The sequence below is a fragment of the Amycolatopsis lurida genome (genome assembly GCF_900105055.1).
GTDB lineage: Bacteria > Actinomycetota > Actinomycetes > Mycobacteriales > Pseudonocardiaceae > Amycolatopsis > Amycolatopsis lurida.
In genome coordinates this window covers 984,311-1,000,687 of record NZ_FNTA01000004.1, presented here as the reverse complement: position 1 = coordinate 1,000,687, position 16,377 = coordinate 984,311, and the positions used below count along the sequence as shown (strand labels likewise).

Genomic DNA, 16,377 nt, shown 5'->3' with positions numbered 1-16,377 from the left:
TGGGCCCGGCCCCGAAAACTGACGCAGGGAGTGAAATGTCGTTGGTGAACGCTGCGCACGGACGCAGTGACAGCACCAGCGCCGTACATCCGACCGGTGAACGACCGCACGGTGGCCGGCGAACAATCCGCCAGGTCGTCGGCGCGTACGCCGCCCTCGCGAAGCCCAGGGTGATCGAGCTCCTCCTCGTCACCACGATTCCCGCGATGTTCCTGGCAGGCCGGGAAATCCCGTCGCCGTGGCTGGTTCTCGCGACGCTCGTGGGCGGCACCATGGCCGCCGGCAGCGCCAACGCCTTGAACTGCGTCATCGACGCGGACATCGACAAGGTGATGAACCGCACCAAGCGCCGTCCGCTGGTGAAGGAATCGGTGCCCCGGCGCGGCGCGCTGATCTTCGGTCTCGTGCTCGGCGTCCTGTCGTTCGTCGTGCTCTATTTCACGGTGAACCTGCTCTCGGCGATCCTCGCGATCGTGACGATCCTCTTCTACATCTTCGTCTACACGCTGGTGTTGAAGCGGCGTACGTCACAGAACGTCGTCTGGGGCGGTGCGGCTGGCTGCATGCCGGTCGTCATCGGCTGGGCCGCCGTCACCGGCACCGTCGAGTGGCCCGCGTTCGTGATGTTCGGCGTCATCTTCTTCTGGACCCCGCCGCACACGTGGGCGCTGGGCATGAAGTACCGCGACGACTACGAGCGCGCCGGTGTGCCGATGCTGCCGGTGGTCGCCACCCCGCAGCACGTGGCGCGGCAGATCGTCATCTACTCGTGGGTGATGGTCGCCTGGACGCTGCTGCTGGTCCCGGTGACGAGCTGGATCTACACCACGTTCGCGATCCTGGCGGGCGGCTGGTTCCTCTTCTACGCGCACAGCCTGAACGCGGCGGTGCGGCGCGGCGAGGAGACCAAGCCGATGTCGCTATTCCACCGGTCGAACACGTACCTGATGATCGTGTTCGTCGCGCTGGCGGTGGACTCGGCGATCGGGCTGCCGGTCATCGGGCTGCCTTTCTGATCTTGTAGCGCGTGAAGGCCCCCTTCCCTCGGCTCAGCCGAGGGAAGGGGGCCTTCACGCGTGTGGTGCTCTGGTGGCGGGAGAGTTCCCAATGTCGCATTCGGGGCACCAAGCTGCTCACGGTCATCCCGAGGACGTGCGGCCCGCCTGTCGTGAAGGTGCCTTCGGACCCGGCTTCCCACCTGATGGAGTGCGCTACCCGGCCCGGCTACCCGTCAGTACCGTCCGGCGGAGTGACGAGCACAACCGAACGCCCGGCCACCGTCCGAGCCGGGCGCGCGACCATGGCGGTCGCCTGCCTGATCGTCTTCACCGCGCAGATGGCGACGACGATCTACCTTCCCGCCCTCCCGCTGATCGAGCGCGACTTCGGGGTGTCGCGCAGCGTCGCGGCGCTGTCGGTGTCGCTGTTCGTCATCGGCGCGGCGGCACCGGTGGTGCTGTGGGGCCGGGCGGCCGACCGGCTCGGTCGCCGGGCCGCGTTGCTGGCGTCGCTGGGCCTGTTCGCCGTGTCGAGCGCGGTGCTCATCGTCACCACGTCACCCACGTGGCTCCTCGTTCTCCGTGCCCTGCAAGGGATCGGTGCCGGAGGCGCGGCGATCATCGCCCGTATCGCCGTGCGGGACCTCGGTGACGGCGACGCGCTCGCCAAGCGGCTTTCGGTGCTGTCCATCGCGTTCGTCACCGCACTCGGCGGCGGGCAGTTCGCCGGCGGGCTGATCGGCGGGTGGCAGGGCGGTTTCGCGGTGCTGACGGCGGCGGGGGTGCTCTGCGTCATCGGCACGCTGACGATTCCGCTCCGCAAGAGCAGCGGCGAGAAGATGGGCATGGTCCGGATCTATCTCCGGATCCTCGCCGTTCCGGCGTTCCTGCGGCCGACGATCGCGGCGGGGCTCGGCTTCGCGACGATCGTCCTTCTCCAGGAGGTCGCGCCGTTCGTCTTCCAGCGGCACTTCGGGTTGAGCGTGGAGCAGTACGGCAGCCTCGGCCTCCTGTTCGGGCTGGCCTACTTCGGCGGCGCACTGCTGGTGAACCGGCTGGCCGCCCGCAAGGGCTCACCGTGGCTGATGCGGGCGGGCGCGCTGGTCATGACCGGTGCCGGCGCGCTGACGATCGCGTTGTGGCTCGTGCCCGCGATCCCGCTCACGGCCGCGCTCGTGACGTTCATCGCGCTGTACTGCGGGATCACCTTCGGCCAGGCCGCGCTCTTCCCGAGCAGCATGGCCGTCGCGGTGAGCGAAGTGCCCGCGCACGACGCGTACGCCGTCGCGCTGTGCGGCTTCGTCGCGCAGTCCATCGCGGGTGTCGCGGCCACCATCGCCGTCCTGCTCCACGAGAACGTCCTGTGGGCCGTCGTCGTCACCGTCCTCTCCCTCGCCGCCTTCCTCCTGGTCCGGGTGAGAGCGCGGGAATGAGATGATGGCGGGCGCCGTTGTAACTCGTTCGGCCCCTGTCCCACCTCTCGAAAGCAGGCTGCTTTTGTCCGTGTCCCCGGACCGGGAACCCGACGCGCTCGAGCAGGACGTCGCGCTCGAGCAGCAGTACGTCACCACCCTCTACCGCAAGCTCGACGCCGAACGCGTGGACGCGCAGCGCAGGCTCGACGAGACGCTGCGCCAGACCGGCGGAACCCCGCAGGCGCGCACCGAACGCGACGTCGCCACGACGCTGTACACCGACAGGCTGGCCCAGCTGAGCTCCGTCGAGCAGGGCCTGTGCTTCGGCCGCCTCGACTTCCTTCCGGAGCATGGCGAGGAGACCACCTACATCGGGCGGCTCGGACTGTTCGACGAGGACGACGAGTACCGTCCGCTGCTCGTCGACTGGCGCGCGCCGGTCGCGCGGCCCTTCTACCTCGCCACCGCCGCTTCACCCGAAGGTGTGCGGCGCCGCCGCCACATCCGGTCGCTGAGCCGGAAGGTCGTCGGCGTCGACGACGAGATCCTCGACCTCTCCGCCGCCGACCAGGGCCAAGACCTCGGCCTCGCGGGCGAGGCGGCGCTGCTGGCCGCCCTCGAACGCCGTCGCACCGGCGAGATGAGCGACATCGTCGCCACCATCCAGGCCGAACAGGATCGCATCATCCGCGCGTCGCCGAACGGAGTCCTGGTGGTCCAGGGCGGCCCGGGAACCGGCAAGACCGCCGTCGCGCTGCACCGCGCGGCGTACCTGCTCTACACGCATCGCCAGCAGCTGACCACGCGCGGCGTGCTGGTGGTCGGGCCGAACAGCACGTTCCTGCGCTACATCGGGCAGGTCCTGCCGTCGCTGGGCGAGACCGGGGTGCTGCTGGCCACGATCGGGCAGCTGTACCCGGGGCTGGACGCCGACGGCCCGATCACCCGCGAGGCCGCCGAGATCAAAGGCCGTCCGGTGATGGCCGACGTGCTCGCCAACGCGGTCCGCGACCGCCAGCGCGTGCCCGAACCGGTGCTGGAGATCGAGTTCGAGCGCGAGATCCTCATGCTCGACCGCAAGACCTGCACCGAGGCGCGGACACGGGCCCGCCGGTCGCGCCGCCCGCACAACCTCGCCCGGCGGATCTTCGTCTCGGACCTCCTCGACGCGCTGACCCGGCAGGCCGCCCGCAAACTGGGGGAGGACCTGCTCGACGCGCGGGACGTCCAGGACATCCGGGCCGAGGTCGCCGCGGACAAGAACGTGGCGGCCGCGATCGACGGGCTGTGGCCGAAACTCACCCCCGAGATCGTGCTCGACGAGCTGTTCGCCGACCGCGAACGGTTGCGCAGCGCGGCCGGAAAAGCCCTGTCGGACACCGACCGTGAGCATCTCTACAGCCCGACCGACGCGAAGTGGAGCCCGTCGGACGTCCCCCTGCTCGACGAACTCGCCGAGCTGCTCGGCGAGGACGACACCGAAGCCCGGGCCGAGGCCGCTCGCCGCGAGCGGGAAGACCGCGCCTACGCGGAAGGCGTGCTCGACATCCTCGAACAGGACGAGGAGATCGTCGACGAGGAACTGCTGCGGGTGGGCGACGTCCTCGACGCGGAGCTGTTCGCCGAACGTCAGCAGCGCCGCAGCGAGATGACCGCGGCGCAGCGGGCCGCCCAGGACCGGACGTGGACCTTCGGGCACGTGATCGTCGACGAGGCGCAGGAGCTGACCGCGATGGACTGGCGGCTGCTGATGCGCCGGTCGCCGAACCGGTCGATGACGCTGGTCGGCGACGTCGCCCAGACCGGGGCGGCCGGCGGGGCGCGGACGTGGGGCGAGGCGCTTTCGCCGTACGTCGCCGATCGCTGGCGACTCGAGGAACTGACCGTGAACTACCGGACCCCGGCGGAGATCATGGCCGTCGCGTCCCGGGTGCTCGCCGAGGTCAACCCGGAACTCGAGGCGCCGGTTTCGGTGCGGGAGACGGGTTTCGAACCCTGGCTCCGGTCCGTGGCCCCGGCGGATCTCACCGCGGAACTGCCCCGCCTCGTCGATGCCGAACTGTCCGCTGTGGACGGTGGAACGGTCGCCGTGCTGTGTCCGTCGCCCCTGGTCGCTTCGCTCTCGGAGACGCTCGGCGAGGCGGGGGACCGGGTGTCGGTGATGCCGGTCGAGCGGGCGAAGGGCCTGGAGTTCGACTCGGTGCTGCTGGTGTCCCCGGACGAGGTCGTCGCCGAGTCGCCGCGTGGGCTCAACGATCTTTATGTGGCCCTGACCAGGGCGACCCGTCGGATGGGCGTAGTGCAGACCGGTGACCTTGTTCCGGCGCTGGAGGGTCTTGGCTAAGGTCGGCCGCATGCGCACACTCGGCAAGATCGTGGTCATCGGCGCGGGCGTCCTCGCCCTGGCGGCCTGTGGCGGGAAACAGAACACCGCGGGTTCGGCCCAGACCTCCGGCGCGGCTCCCGCGTCGGCGTCGTCCTCGGCTCCCGCCGCCCCCAAGGGCAAGGAATGCACGGCCGAGGACGTGAAGACCACCGGGAAGTTCGGCGAGGCGCCGGCCATCACCATCCCGGACGACTGCGACCCGCCGAAGAAGCTCATCACCAAGGACCTCGAGCCCGGCACCGGCGAGGGCGCCAAGGCGGGCGCGAACCTGAAGATGAACTATTCGCTGGTCACCTGGTCGAACAAGCAAAAGCTCGACAGCTCGTTCGACCGCGGTGAACCGTTCGAGCTGACGCTCGGCGCCGGCATGGTCATCCAGGGCTGGGACAAGGGCCTCGAAGGGATCAAGCAGGGCGCGCGGCGGCTGCTGATCATCCCGCCGGACCTCGGTTACGGCCAGGGCGGCAACGGTATCGCGCCGAACGAGACGCTGGTGTTCGTGACCGACGCGGTGAGCGTCCCGACCGACAAGGGCTGATGGGGACTTCCGACGGCCGCGTCCACCGAGGAACGGTTCGTTCCTGGCTGGTGGACGAGGGCTGGGGAGTGGTCGGGTCGGCCGATTTCGCCGACCCGATCTGGGTCCACTACGCGATGCTGGAGGGCTTCGGGCCAGAGGAATTCCGGAAGCTCGACGTAGGCGACGAGGTCGAGTTGACCGTCGAGCACGCGGAACAGGACGAGTTCCGGCTGCGGGCGCTCTGGGTCCGTACGCTCGGCTGAAGTCCGTGAAGGCCTCCTTGAGGGACCCAGAGTCCCTCAAGGAGGCCTTCACGGACTTCTCGTCAGGACCCGGCGTACTCCCAGGTGAGCAGCGTGATCTTCAGTCCCTTCTCGACCTTCGTCTCGGGCGGAGCGTCGGTCAGGGCGTAGCCGACGCGGCGGGCGACGGCCTGACTGGCCGCGTTCTCGGCGTCGATCTTCAGCTGCAGCGGTCCGAGCCCCAGGTCCAGCGCGTGCGCGGTGAGGACCCGCAGCGACCGCGCCGCCAGGTCCTGCCCGCGGTGGGCGGGACCGACGGCGTATCCGAGTTCGGCCGAATCCTCTTTCAGGAACAGCACCACCTCGCCGAGCGGTTCGCCGCCGTCGGCCGTGATGGCGAGCCGTAGTCCGTTGCCTTCCGCGCGGCGTGCGACGGACTTCGCGTAGTGGGCCTTCGCCGCCACCTCGTCGAACGGGGAAGGCAGCGGCGTGAACCGGGCGACAGCGGGATTGTCGAACAGCCCCGGCATGAACGCGATGTCGTCCTCGACCCACTCCCGCAGGACGAGCCCCTCGCCGGTGAGCCGGACCTCCTCCGGCCAGAGCGCCGTCACGGGATCAGCAGGAGCTTGCCGGTGGTGCGGCGCCCCTGGAGGTCTTCGTGCGCCTGGCGCGCGTCGGCCAGCGGGTAGCGGCCGCCGATCCGGATGTTCAGCGAGCCGTCCTGAACGGCGGCGAACAGCTCGTTCACGCGCCACTCCAGTTCCTCGCGGGTGAGCACGTAGTGCGCGGAGGTCGGGCGGGTGAGGTACACCGAGCCGCTGCGGTTGAGCAGTTGCGGGTCGATGGGCGGCACCGGGCCGCTGGCCGCGCCGTAGAGGGCGAGCAGGCCGCGGATCTTCAGGCTCGCGAGGCTGCCGTCCACAGTGGACTTGCCGACCCCGTCGTAGACGACCTCGACGCCCTTGCCGCCGGTGAGGTCGCGGGTGGCCTTGGCGAAGTCGACCTGGTCGTAGCGGATGACGTCGTCCGCGCCCGCCTGCTTGGCGAGTTCGGCCTTCTCGTCGGTGGAGACGGTGCCGATGACCCGGGCGCCGCGGGCCTTGGCCAGCTGGACCAGCAGCAGGCCCATGCCGCCCGCCGCGGCGTGGATCAGCACGTCGTCACCGGCCTTGACCTCGTAGGTCGAGGCGATCAGCGCGTGCGCGGTGATCCCCTGGAGCATCGTGGCGGCGGCGGTCTCCTCGGAGACGCCATCCGGGATCTTCACCGCGATCGTGGCGGGCACCAGGCGGCGCTGGGCGTAGCTGCCCAGCGAACCCTGCCAGGCGACCCGGTCGCCGACGGCGAAACCGGTCATGTCCGCGCCGACCGCGGCCACCGTGCCGGCGCCCTCCATACCCAGGATGAACGGGGTGTCGACCGGGTAGATGCCCTCGCGGTGATAGGTGTCGATGTAGTTGACGCCCGCCGCCGCGACGTCCACGAGCAGTTCGCCGGAACCGGGTTCACCGACCTCGACTTCCGATAGTTCAAGGACTTCGGGGCCACCGGTTCGCCGGATCTGCACTGCCGCGGGCATACATCCTCCTCGTTCAAGGTCGTTCCGACCGGCACAACTATGGCCGACGCCACGGTTATTCCGCGTCCCGGGCCTTTCGCGGTTAAGCTCGGCGCGTGGCTGAGACCGAAGAGAAGACCGAGACCGCCGCCCCCACGTCGCGCCAGGTCGCGGCCGCCCGCGACTTCGTGAAGCGGCACGGGAAGCCGTCGCGCGCGGTGGTGGAGAACATCGGCCGGGTCGGCGCGCGCGTCGTGCTCGTGGGCGCCGACGGCGCGCTGGGCGACGTCGTCGTCACCTCCGTCGAGGCGGGCGAGGCGCTGGTCGAGGCCGTCGAAGACCTCGAGCCCGCCGAATGGGACAGCGAGACCGTGAAGGCCACCAAGATCGGCGCCGAGCACCGCCGCCGGATGGCGGGGAAGTGAGCGGCTCCGCGATCTTCGTCGCCTGCTCCAGCCTGCCGGAAGGCGACGGCGACGAGCACGCGGTACCCGAGGCGCTGGCCGACCTCGGCTTCAAGACCCGCTGGGCCGCCTGGGACGGCACGACCGTCGATTTCGGCGCCGCGGACATCGTCGTGCTGCGCGCCACCTGGGACTACGCCGAGCGCCGCGACGAGTTCCTGTCCTGGACCGAATCCGTGCCGTCACTGGCCAATTCGGCCGATGTCGTGCGGTGGAACACCGACAAGTCCTACCTGGCCGAACTCGGCGACGCCGGGGTCGCGGTCGTGCCGACGACCCTGATCGCGCCGGACGACAAGGCCCCGCGCTGGCCCAAGGGCGAGTTCGTGCTGAAGCCCGCGGTCGGTGCCGGTTCGCGAGGCGCGGGCCGGTTCACGGCGGGCGACGCGGCCGCCGCACATCTCTCCGGGCTGCAGGCCGACGGGAACACCGTGCTGCTCCAGCCGTACCAGTCCAGTGTGGACAGTGAAGGCGAGATCGCACTGGTGTACTTCGGCGGCGTGTACTCGCACGCCTTCTCGAAGGCCGCGATGCTGGGCCGGGAACTCGACGAATCCGGGCTGTACGTGACGGAGAAGCTCGCGCCCGTGCAGCCCGCCGCGGGATTCCGGGCGCTGGCCGAAGACGCTTTGGACGCGACCGCGGCGCTGCTCGGCATCCTGCGCGCGGAACTGCTCTACGCCCGCGTCGACCTCGTCGCCGGGCCGGACGGCAGGCCGCTGCTGCTGGAACTGGAGCTCGTCGAGCCTTCGCTCGGGTTCCGGCAGACCGACGCCGCCGCGGCCTGGCGTTTCGCCTCCGCCGTCCGCCAGCAACTCGCCTGACCCGCCCGCCGTCGCAAGTAGATGACGAATTGCGATGGCGGAGCGGGGGTCAGGCGGGTTTCGCGAGTTTGGCGGCCAAGCGCTCCGGCTTCGGCCACCGCACGTCCCGTGCCCAGCCGAACTTCTCGAACAGCCAGATCACCCGCGCCGACACGTCGACCTGTCCGCGCAGGACACCGTGCCGCGCGCAGGTCGGGTCGGCGTGGTGGGAGTTGTGCCACGACTCGCCCATGGACAGGATCGCCAGCGGCCAGAAGTTCGCCGCCTTGTCACGGCTGGCGAACGGGCGCTCGCCGACCAGGTGACAGATCGAGTTCACCGACCACGTGACGTGGTGCAGGAACGCGATCCGGACCAGCCCTCCCCAGAAGAACCCGGTCACCACACCCCACCACGACCAGCTGATCAGCCCGCCGAGCACCGCGGGCAGCGCGAGGCTCAGTGTGATCCACAGCCAGAAGTAGCGGTTCACCACGCGAAGGTCCTTGTCGGCCACCAGGTCCGGCGCGAACCGGTCGTAGTTGGTCACCTCGCGGCTGAACATCCAACCCATATGCGCGTGCCAGAAGCCGCGCAGGAGCGCCGAGGGCGACGTCCCGAACAGCCAGGGGGAGTGCGGGTCGCCCTCGCGGTCCGCGAAGGCGTGGTGGCGGCGGTGGCTGGCCACCCAGAAGATGACCGAACCCTGCACCGCGAAACTCCCGGCGATGGCGAGAGCCACGCGCAGCGGGCGATTGGCCTTGAAGGCGCCGTGGGTGAAGTAGCGGTGGTATCCCACCGTCACCCCGAGGGTCCCGACGGTGTAGAACACGGCCGCCAGTGCCAGGTCGACCCAGGTCATGCCCCAGCCCCACACGATCGGCACGGCGGCGATCAGCGCGACGAACGGGACCAGCAGGAAGGTCTTGAGGATCAGCATCTCCCCGGAGCCTCGCCGGTGGGAGATCAGGGGTTTGGACGGACTGGCCGGTGCGTCCGGCTCGGTGCTGGCGGTCATACGACACCTCGTGCCTCGACTCGTGGTGACCCCCGTGCGGGGCACCGAGCGCAGCGTAAGGGCAGTGTCTGGCGAGCACGCCGCCCGGGGGTTACGTCCGGTTTGCCAGGGGGTCAGTTCGAAGTGGCGAGTTCCCGGTCAGCGGCGGGCGAAACCGGCGCGGAACCACGATCGCGTGATCCGCACCACAGTGCCGCCGTCGAGATGATCACCAGCGCGGAGCCGAGGACGTGGAACGAGACCAGCGCCTCCGGCACACCGAGGGCGTACTGCACCGAACCCACGACGCCCTGGAGGACCGCGACGACCCACACGATGGTGTACCGCTTCCACAGCTGCTTCGGCGTCTCGCCACGCATCAGCTGGAGCCCGAAGACGGCCAGCACGATCAGGTAGACCACCAGCAGTCCGCCGTGGATCTGGGTGAGCGTCTCGATCGGGGCCTGGAGCCGGTGGGTGCCGGGGTCGCCGCCGTGCGGGCCCGCCCCGGTCACGGTGGTCCCCGCCGCGAGGACGGCCCACATGGACACGGCGAGGGCGATCAGCGTCTTGCGGCCGGCGTCCGGGATCAGCCAGCGGGCGGGCTCGTCACCCTCCTTGAACGCGCGCAACAGCAGGACCGCGAGCCAGACCAGGGGAGTGGAGGCCAGGAAGTGGAGCGCGACGGTCCACCATTCGAGTTTCGCGAGCACGGTGATCCCGCCGACGACGGCCTGCAGCATCACGCCGGCGGGCATCGTCCAGGCCAGTTTCACCAGACGGCGGCGGCTCGGGTGCTCGATCTGCACGCGCCACGCGGTGATCACGCACAGCGCGGCGACCAGGATGACCACCCCGGTCAGCAACCGGTTGCTGAACTCGATCCACTGGGTGAGCATGTCCAACTCGGGATGCGCGACGGGCACGATGCTGCCTTCGACGCACTGCGGCCAGGTCGGGCAGCCGAGGCCCGAACCCGTCACCCGGACGACCGAGCCGGTGACGCCGATTCCGGCCTGTGCGATCACCGCCGCTATCGCGACCGCTCGCTGGACCGCGAACGACGGATACGGCAGACGCGCTACAAGGCTCTGGAACGGCACGGTCCGATGCTAGAACGCCCTTCCTGAGAGCGTTCCACCGGCCGGACCCGCTGTGTCGGCCGCCTCAGGTCAGCTTGGTGGTCTTGCTCGCCAGTGCGCCCGCGACGACACCCCAGCCGACGAGCACCGCGAACGGGCCCCAGCCGAACGAGCCGTCCAGCAGTACCGACCGCAGGCCTTCGGCGAGCGCGCCCGAGGGCAGCAGTTCGACGATCCACGCGACGCCGGACGGCATGGTCGATGGCGCCAGCAGGATGCCGCCGGCGAGCAGCAGCACGAACCAGACGATGTTCGCCAGCGCCAGCACGGCCTCCGCGCGCAGCGCCCCGCCGAGCAACAGGCCCAGCGCGCCGAACGCGAGCGTGCCGACGATCAGGAACGGGATCGCGCCGACAAGCCCGCCGAGTGACGGCGACCAGCCCAGCAGCGCGGCGACGCCACCGAGGATCACCGCCTGCAGCGCGACCACGACCAGCGCGGCGGCGACCCGGCCCGCGACGAGCAGCCAGCGGGGCAGCGCGGTGGCGGAAAGTCGTTTGAGGACCCCGTAACGGCGGTCGAAGCCCAGCGCGATGGCCTGCCCGGTGAACGCCGAAGACATCACCGCCAGCGCCAGGATCCTCGGCGTGATCCAGTCCACTTTGGACGAGTCGCCGAGTTGTGACGACGGCAGGATGTCCAGTAGCGACAAGCCGATCAGCAGCGCGAGCGGGATCAGCAGGGTCAGCAGGATCTGCTCGCCGTGGCGCAGCGTCAGGCTCGCTTCGACCTTCGCGTGCGTGCGGAGCATCTTGCCGAGCGAACCGCGGCCGGGGGCGGGGGTGAACGTGCCAGGGGCGAATCGGGGTGTGGGCGTCGTGGTCATGCGCGCAGTTCCCGTCCGGTCAGCTCCAGGAAGACCTCTTCCAGCGTGCGCCTGCCGACCTGCAGTTCCTCGGGCATGACACCCTGCTGCGCGCACCACGCCGTCACCGTCGACACCACCTGCGGATCGATCGCGCCCTCGACGAGATACGTCCCCGGCGCCGATTCGTGGACGAGGTGGCCCTCGGGCAGGGCGGCGGTCAGCAGCGCGGTGTCGAGCCGCGTCCGTGCCTTGAACCGCAGCTGCGCCGTCTCACCTGCCTCGACGGTCAGCGACTGCGGGGAACCTTCGACGACGACCTTGCCGTGGTCGACGATCACCACGGTGTCGGCCAGCGTTTCGGCCTCCTCCATCAGATGCGTGGTGAGCAGCACGCTGACCCCGTCGGCACGCAGCGCCCCGAGCAGATCCCAGACCAGGCGGCGGGCCTGCGGGTCCATGCCCGCCGTCGGCTCGTCGAGGAAGAGCAATTCGGGCCGTCCGACGAGCGCGCAGGCGAGCGAGAGCCGCTGCTGCTGCCCGCCGGAAAGCCGTTTGAACGGCGTCTTCCGCGCTCCGGAAAGGCCGAGGACGTCCAGCAGCCAGGCGGGGTCGAGCGGGTTCGCCGCACACGCGGCGACCAGCCCGAGCATCTCGTCGGCGCGGACGCCGGGATACGCGCCGCCGCCCTGGGGCATCACGCCGATCCGGGGCCGCAGCGCGGCGCCGTCGCGCGCCGGGTCCAGGCCCAGCACGCGGACTTCGCCGTCGTCAGGCCGCAGGAAGCCTTCGCAGATCTCGACGGTGGTGGTCTTGCCGGCCCCGTTCGGGCCGAGCAGAGCGAGCAGTGCGCCACGTTCCATCCGCAGGTCGAGTCCATCGACGGCGGTGGTGGATCCGTAGCGTTTCACCAGCCCGGTGATCTCGACGGCGGGGGCGTTCACGACAGGTCACGATACGGCCTCACGCGGGGACCGAATGCTCCGGGGACGGTCTGGACAGCAGCAGTGGTGAGAGGCGGTGGACGATGAACAGCCCCAGCAGCGTGACGACCCCGGCGGCGGCCCACGCGAACGGCAGGACGAAACCGCGGCCCTCGAAGGTGCTTCCCGTCGTCGGCAGCAGGAACGGCAGGACGGCGGTGACGATCGTCGCGGCGATGCGGAACCGCGAGGTCCCCGCCGCCGCGGCGAGCGGGATGATCGCCCACAGCAGGTACCAGGGCTGGAGCGCGACGTGCAGCACCATCACCGCGCCCAGGGAGACCCCGAGGCCGATGATCGGCCGGTAGCGCCATTTGAAGCTGTCCCAAAGGAACTTGACCGTCACCGCGCCCGCGACGGCGTAGCCGAGCGTGCCGAGGATCGGCACCATCGCGTTGGTGTGGTTACCGAGGCCGAGCGCGATGCCGAGGACGCCGCCGAGCGCGGCGAGTTCCGACGTCGGCGAGATCCACGAGCGGACCAGGCCCGGCGTGCCGAGCGCGCCGACCCAGCCGAAGCCGAGGCCGGTGCCGTAACAGACCGCCACCAGGGTCACGCCGAACAGCAGCGCCATCGGGACCGCGGCGGTGACCAGGTCCTTGATCCGGCCGTGCCAGCGTCTGGCCACCATCACCGTGAAGAACGGCAGCGCCAGGATCGCGTTGATCTTCACCGCGACGCCGAGGGTGATGAGCACGACCCCGAGTCCGATGTACAGCAGTTCGCCCTTGGCCAGAGGGGGCGGCGCGTCGTTCTTGAACCGCACCGGCATCCGCTGGAGGCCGACCTCCAGCCCGGCCACCATCAGCCCGATCGCGAGCGCGTCGTTGTGGGCACCCGCGACGAAGTGGAAGATCAGCAGCGGGTTCGCGGCGCCGAGCCACAGCGCGGTGGCGGGCTGCACGCCGAACCGCCGGGCCAGCCGGGGCAGCGCCCAGATGATCAGGATGACGCCGATCAGCGCGAGCCCGCGCTGCAGCAGGACCCCGGTGACGATGTTGCCGCTGCTCAGCGGGGCGAGCCAGCCGCCGAGGCGCAGCAGCAGCGGGCCGTAGGGCGCCGGCGTCTCGCGCCACATGTTGGAGACACCCGAGGTCAGCGGGTCGGAGACGCCGAGGGCTTCGGCCGGGCCGAGGGAGTACGGGTCCATCCCGCGGGCGACGATCTCGCTCTGCGCGAGATAGCTATAGACGTCGCGGGAGAACAGCGGCGGGATGAACAGCAGCGGCGCGCACCAGAGCGCGATGGTGCGGGCGAGCTGGCCCTGGGTGGCGAGGCGGCGGCGCGCGGGCTGCGCGAACCGGCCGAGCAGCAGCCAGCTGAGCACGATGATCGCCATGCCCGCCAGGCCCATCGCGAGCGACACCATGGGGATGCGGGTGAACAGCCGCAGGACCGGGATCTCCTGCACCGGGTTGATCACCGGTGCGGCGCCCGCGCCGAGCGAGCCGAGCGCGAGGAACAGGGAGCCGACCGCGCCGAACCGGCGGACCACGTTCAGCCCGCGCAGTTCCTTGTCGTCCAGCGGCTCCGGCTCGTGCGGGCGCCCCGGGACGAGCGTCGCCACCGGCCCTGCCGCCCGGTCTTCCGGCTCCGCCCCGTCCGTGTCCCGCTGTGCCGGGTGATCGCCCACTGCCACTCGGGAAGGGTAGCGATGCCGGGAACAACGCAACTCGGCACCTGGTTGCGGTAGTTGCGCGTGCAAGGATCGCAATCCGTCATCTACTTGCGTCGGTGTCGGCGTGAAGTGACCCACGCCACTCCGTGAGGCACCCCTCTTTGCCGTCTCTCCGGAAATACGTCACACTTATGTTGTGAAAAAGACGGGGACGCAGGACGAGGCCGGTGGCGACATGCTCCGCGCCGAGGTCCAGCCTGTCCCCGCGCAGGTCGGCCCCGAGGGCCGGACCAGGCATGAAGTGGCCCGTCTGCTGCTGGAACAGGGTCCGATGACCGCCGTCGTGGTGGCCGAGCAGCTGGGGATCAGCGCCGCCGCCGTCCGTCGTCATCTCGACGCCCTGCTCGCCGACGGCGAGGCCGAAACCCGGGACGCGCCCCGCCGCGGCCCCCGCGGCCGCGGCCGTCCCGCCAAGAACTTCCTGCTCACCGAAGCCGGCCGCGCCCGGTTCGGGCACGCCTACGACGACCTCGCGTCCTCGGCCATCCGGTTCCTCGCCGAACACGCCGGGGAAGACGCCGTGAAGGCCTTCGCGGAGGCTCGGGTCGCCTCGCTGGTCGGCCCGCACCAGGACGCGATCACCAAGCACACGGACCCCGCCTCGCGCGCCGAGGCCCTCGCTGCGGCGCTGACCAGGGAGGGTTACGCTGCGTCGACCCGTCAGGTCGGTGTCGGCGAACAGCTCTGCCAGCACCATTGCCCGGTCGCCCACGTCGCCGCCGAGTTCCCTCAGTTGTGTGAAGCCGAGACAGAGGCTTTCGCGGAACTTCTGGGTACTCACGTCCAGCGGCTGGCGACCATCGCACGCGGTGACAACGCGTGCACCACACACGTACCCGCCGTCTCGGCGGGTCACCCGGCCACACCCGGGCCGGGAAGCACGGCGCCCTCCCCAGGGCGCACAGCACGGATCCCGAATGGAGGGAAACCCGCATGACTGCCGCTGCCGAGCAGCGCACTCCCACCACCGCGCCCATGAGCCAGGAAGAGACCATCGAGTCCCTTGGCAAGTACGCGTTCGGCTGGGCGGACTCCGACGAGGCGGGCTCAACGGCCCGTCGCGGGCTGAACGAGGACGTCGTCACCGACATCTCCTCGAAGAAGTCCGAGCCGGAGTGGATGCGCGAAGCGCGACTCAAGGCGCTCAAGCTCTTCGACTTGAAGCCGATGCCCAACTGGGGTGCGGACCTCTCCGGGATCGACTTCGACAACATCAAGTACTTCGTGCGGTCCACGGAGAAGCAGGCCACTTCCTGGGAAGACCTGCCCGAGGACATCAAGAACACGTACGACCGGCTCGGCATCCCCGAGGCGGAGAAGCAGCGCCTCGTCGCCGGTGTCGCCGCACAGTACGAGTCCGAGGTCGTCTACCACCAGATCCGCGAGGACCTGGAGGCACAGGGCGTCCTGTTCCTGGACACCGACACCGCGCTCAAGGAGCACCCGGAGATCTTCAAGGAGTACTTCGGCTCCGTGATCCCGGCCGGGGACAACAAGTTCTCCGCGCTGAACACCGCGGTGTGGTCCGGCGGCTCGTTCATCTACGTGCCCAAGGGCGTCAAGGTGGACATCCCGCTGCAGGCCTACTTCCGCATCAACACCGAGAACATGGGTCAGTTCGAGCGGACCCTGATCATCGTCGACGAAGACGCCTACGTGCACTACGTCGAGGGTTGCACCGCGCCGATCTACCAGTCCGACTCGCTGCACTCGGCGGTCGTGGAGATCATCGTGAAGAAGGGCGCCCGCTGCCGGTACACGACCATCCAGAACTGGTCGAACAACGTCTACAACCTGGTCACCAAGCGCGCCAAGTGCGAAGAGGGCGCGACCATGGAGTGGATCGACGGCAACATCGGTTCCAAGGTCACGATGAAGTACCCGTCCGTGTTCCTCATGGGCGAGCACGCCAAGGGCGAGGTCCTCTCGGTCGCTTTCGCGGGCGAGGGCCAGCACCAGGACGCCGGCGCGAAGATGGAGCACCTGGCGCCGCACACCTCCTCGACCATCGTGTCGAAGTCGGTGGCGCGCGGCGGTGGCCGCACCTCGTACCGCGGCCTGGTCAAGGTCGCGAAGCGGGCGCACCACTCGCGGTCCAGCGTCGTCTGCGACGCGCTGCTCGTCGACACGATCTCGCGGTCGGACACGTACCCGTACGTCGACATCCGCAACGACGAGGTCTCCATGGGCCACGAGGCGACCGTCTCGAAGGTCAGCGAAGACCAGATGTTCTACCTCATGTCGCGCGGTCTCGACGAGGCCGAGGCCATGGCGATGATCGTGCGCGGGTTCGTCGAGCCCATCGCGCGTGAGCTGCCGATGGAGTACGCGCTCGAGCTGAACCGCCTGATCGAGCTTCAGATGGAAGGGTCCGTCGGCTAGT

Annotated in this window: 16 protein-coding genes; 9 read left to right on the top strand and 7 right to left on the bottom strand. The window is 69.9% G+C overall.

Features of this window, described 5'->3' with window-relative positions; translation table 11 throughout:
* Positions 1 to 35 precede the first annotated feature (35 nt).
* The 5 genes from BLW75_RS09765 to BLW75_RS09745 all read left to right on the top strand — a co-directional run bounded on the left by BLW75_RS09765 (position 36) and on the right by BLW75_RS09745 (position 5,582).
* A complete protein-coding gene (locus BLW75_RS09765) occupies positions 36 to 1,016 on the top strand; it encodes a heme o synthase (RefSeq protein ID WP_034311778.1) in 981 nt (326 codons plus the stop codon).
* Positions 1,017 to 1,249: 233 nt separating this feature from the next.
* On the top strand, positions 1,250 to 2,431 hold the full coding sequence (locus BLW75_RS09760; RefSeq protein ID WP_241783581.1) for an MFS transporter: 1,182 nt from the start codon (positions 1,250 to 1,252) through the stop codon (positions 2,429 to 2,431).
* A gap of 70 nt (positions 2,432 to 2,501) precedes the next feature.
* Positions 2,502 to 4,757, top strand: coding sequence for a HelD family protein (locus tag BLW75_RS09755; RefSeq protein ID WP_091597249.1), 2,256 nt, complete (start codon positions 2,502 to 2,504; stop codon positions 4,755 to 4,757).
* A 10-nt stretch (positions 4,758 to 4,767) separates the two neighbouring features.
* Positions 4,768 to 5,337, top strand: a complete 570-nt coding sequence (locus BLW75_RS09750; RefSeq protein ID WP_034311784.1) for an FKBP-type peptidyl-prolyl cis-trans isomerase — start codon at positions 4,768 to 4,770, stop codon at positions 5,335 to 5,337.
* Positions 5,337 to 5,582, top strand: a complete 246-nt coding sequence (locus BLW75_RS09745) for a cold-shock protein (RefSeq protein WP_034311786.1) — start codon at positions 5,337 to 5,339, stop codon at positions 5,580 to 5,582. Before BLW75_RS09750 ends, BLW75_RS09745 begins: the two co-directional genes overlap by 1 nt.
* A gap of 62 nt (positions 5,583 to 5,644) precedes the next feature.
* Here BLW75_RS09745 and BLW75_RS09740 read toward each other — a convergent pair whose 3' ends face one another.
* Together BLW75_RS09740 and BLW75_RS09735 are read right to left on the bottom strand one after the other, a co-directional pair.
* On the bottom strand, positions 5,645 to 6,175 hold the full coding sequence (locus tag BLW75_RS09740) for a GNAT family N-acetyltransferase (RefSeq protein WP_034311787.1): 531 nt from the start codon (positions 6,173 to 6,175) through the stop codon (positions 5,645 to 5,647).
* Complete coding sequence (locus BLW75_RS09735; RefSeq protein WP_034311790.1) at positions 6,172 to 7,143, bottom strand: quinone oxidoreductase family protein; 972 nt, start codon at positions 7,141 to 7,143, stop codon at positions 6,172 to 6,174. Before BLW75_RS09735 ends, BLW75_RS09740 begins: the two co-directional genes overlap by 4 nt.
* 95 nt (positions 7,144 to 7,238) lie before the next feature.
* Between BLW75_RS09735 and BLW75_RS09730 the strand changes: the two genes are divergently transcribed.
* The gene (locus BLW75_RS09730; protein ID WP_034311792.1) at positions 7,239 to 7,547 is read left to right on the top strand and encodes a hypothetical protein; all 309 of its coding nucleotides are present in this window, start codon (positions 7,239 to 7,241) and stop codon (positions 7,545 to 7,547) included.
* Positions 7,544 to 8,410 (top strand): ATP-grasp domain-containing protein, encoded by an 867-nt coding sequence (locus tag BLW75_RS09725; RefSeq protein ID WP_034311793.1) that lies wholly within the window; start codon positions 7,544 to 7,546, stop codon positions 8,408 to 8,410. The genes BLW75_RS09730 and BLW75_RS09725 overlap by 4 nt, the downstream gene beginning before the upstream one ends.
* Before the next feature lie 49 nt (positions 8,411 to 8,459).
* Here BLW75_RS09725 and BLW75_RS09720 read toward each other — a convergent pair whose 3' ends face one another.
* The 5 genes from BLW75_RS09720 to mptB all read right to left on the bottom strand — a co-directional run bounded on the left by BLW75_RS09720 (position 8,460) and on the right by mptB (position 13,883).
* Positions 8,460 to 9,407 carry an acyl-CoA desaturase gene (locus BLW75_RS09720; RefSeq protein ID WP_034311796.1) on the bottom strand — a complete coding sequence of 316 codons (948 nt, stop codon included), beginning with the start codon at positions 9,405 to 9,407 and terminating at the stop codon, positions 8,460 to 8,462.
* A 113-nt stretch (positions 9,408 to 9,520) separates the two neighbouring features.
* The gene (locus BLW75_RS09715) at positions 9,521 to 10,489 is read right to left on the bottom strand and encodes a COX15/CtaA family protein (protein WP_034311798.1); all 969 of its coding nucleotides are present in this window, start codon (positions 10,487 to 10,489) and stop codon (positions 9,521 to 9,523) included.
* 64 nt (positions 10,490 to 10,553) lie between these two features.
* The gene (locus BLW75_RS09710; protein ID WP_034311801.1) at positions 10,554 to 11,354 is read right to left on the bottom strand and encodes an ABC transporter permease; all 801 of its coding nucleotides are present in this window, start codon (positions 11,352 to 11,354) and stop codon (positions 10,554 to 10,556) included.
* Positions 11,351 to 12,277 (bottom strand): ABC transporter ATP-binding protein, encoded by a 927-nt coding sequence (locus tag BLW75_RS09705; RefSeq protein ID WP_034311803.1) that lies wholly within the window; start codon positions 12,275 to 12,277, stop codon positions 11,351 to 11,353. Before BLW75_RS09705 ends, BLW75_RS09710 begins: the two co-directional genes overlap by 4 nt.
* A gap of 19 nt (positions 12,278 to 12,296) precedes the next feature.
* Entirely contained in the window at positions 12,297 to 13,883 is a 1,587-nt protein-coding gene (mptB, locus tag BLW75_RS09700) for a polyprenol phosphomannose-dependent alpha 1,6 mannosyltransferase MptB (protein WP_034311902.1), read from the bottom strand.
* A gap of 247 nt (positions 13,884 to 14,130) precedes the next feature.
* Between mptB and BLW75_RS09695 the strand changes: the two genes are divergently transcribed.
* Entirely contained in the window at positions 14,131 to 14,931 is an 801-nt protein-coding gene (locus tag BLW75_RS09695; protein WP_395766698.1) for a helix-turn-helix transcriptional regulator, read from the top strand.
* Positions 14,928 to 16,376, top strand: coding sequence for a Fe-S cluster assembly protein SufB (gene sufB / locus BLW75_RS09690; RefSeq protein WP_034311804.1), 1,449 nt, complete (start codon positions 14,928 to 14,930; stop codon positions 16,374 to 16,376). The genes BLW75_RS09695 and sufB overlap by 4 nt, the downstream gene beginning before the upstream one ends.
* Position 16,377: the final 1 nt, after the last annotated feature.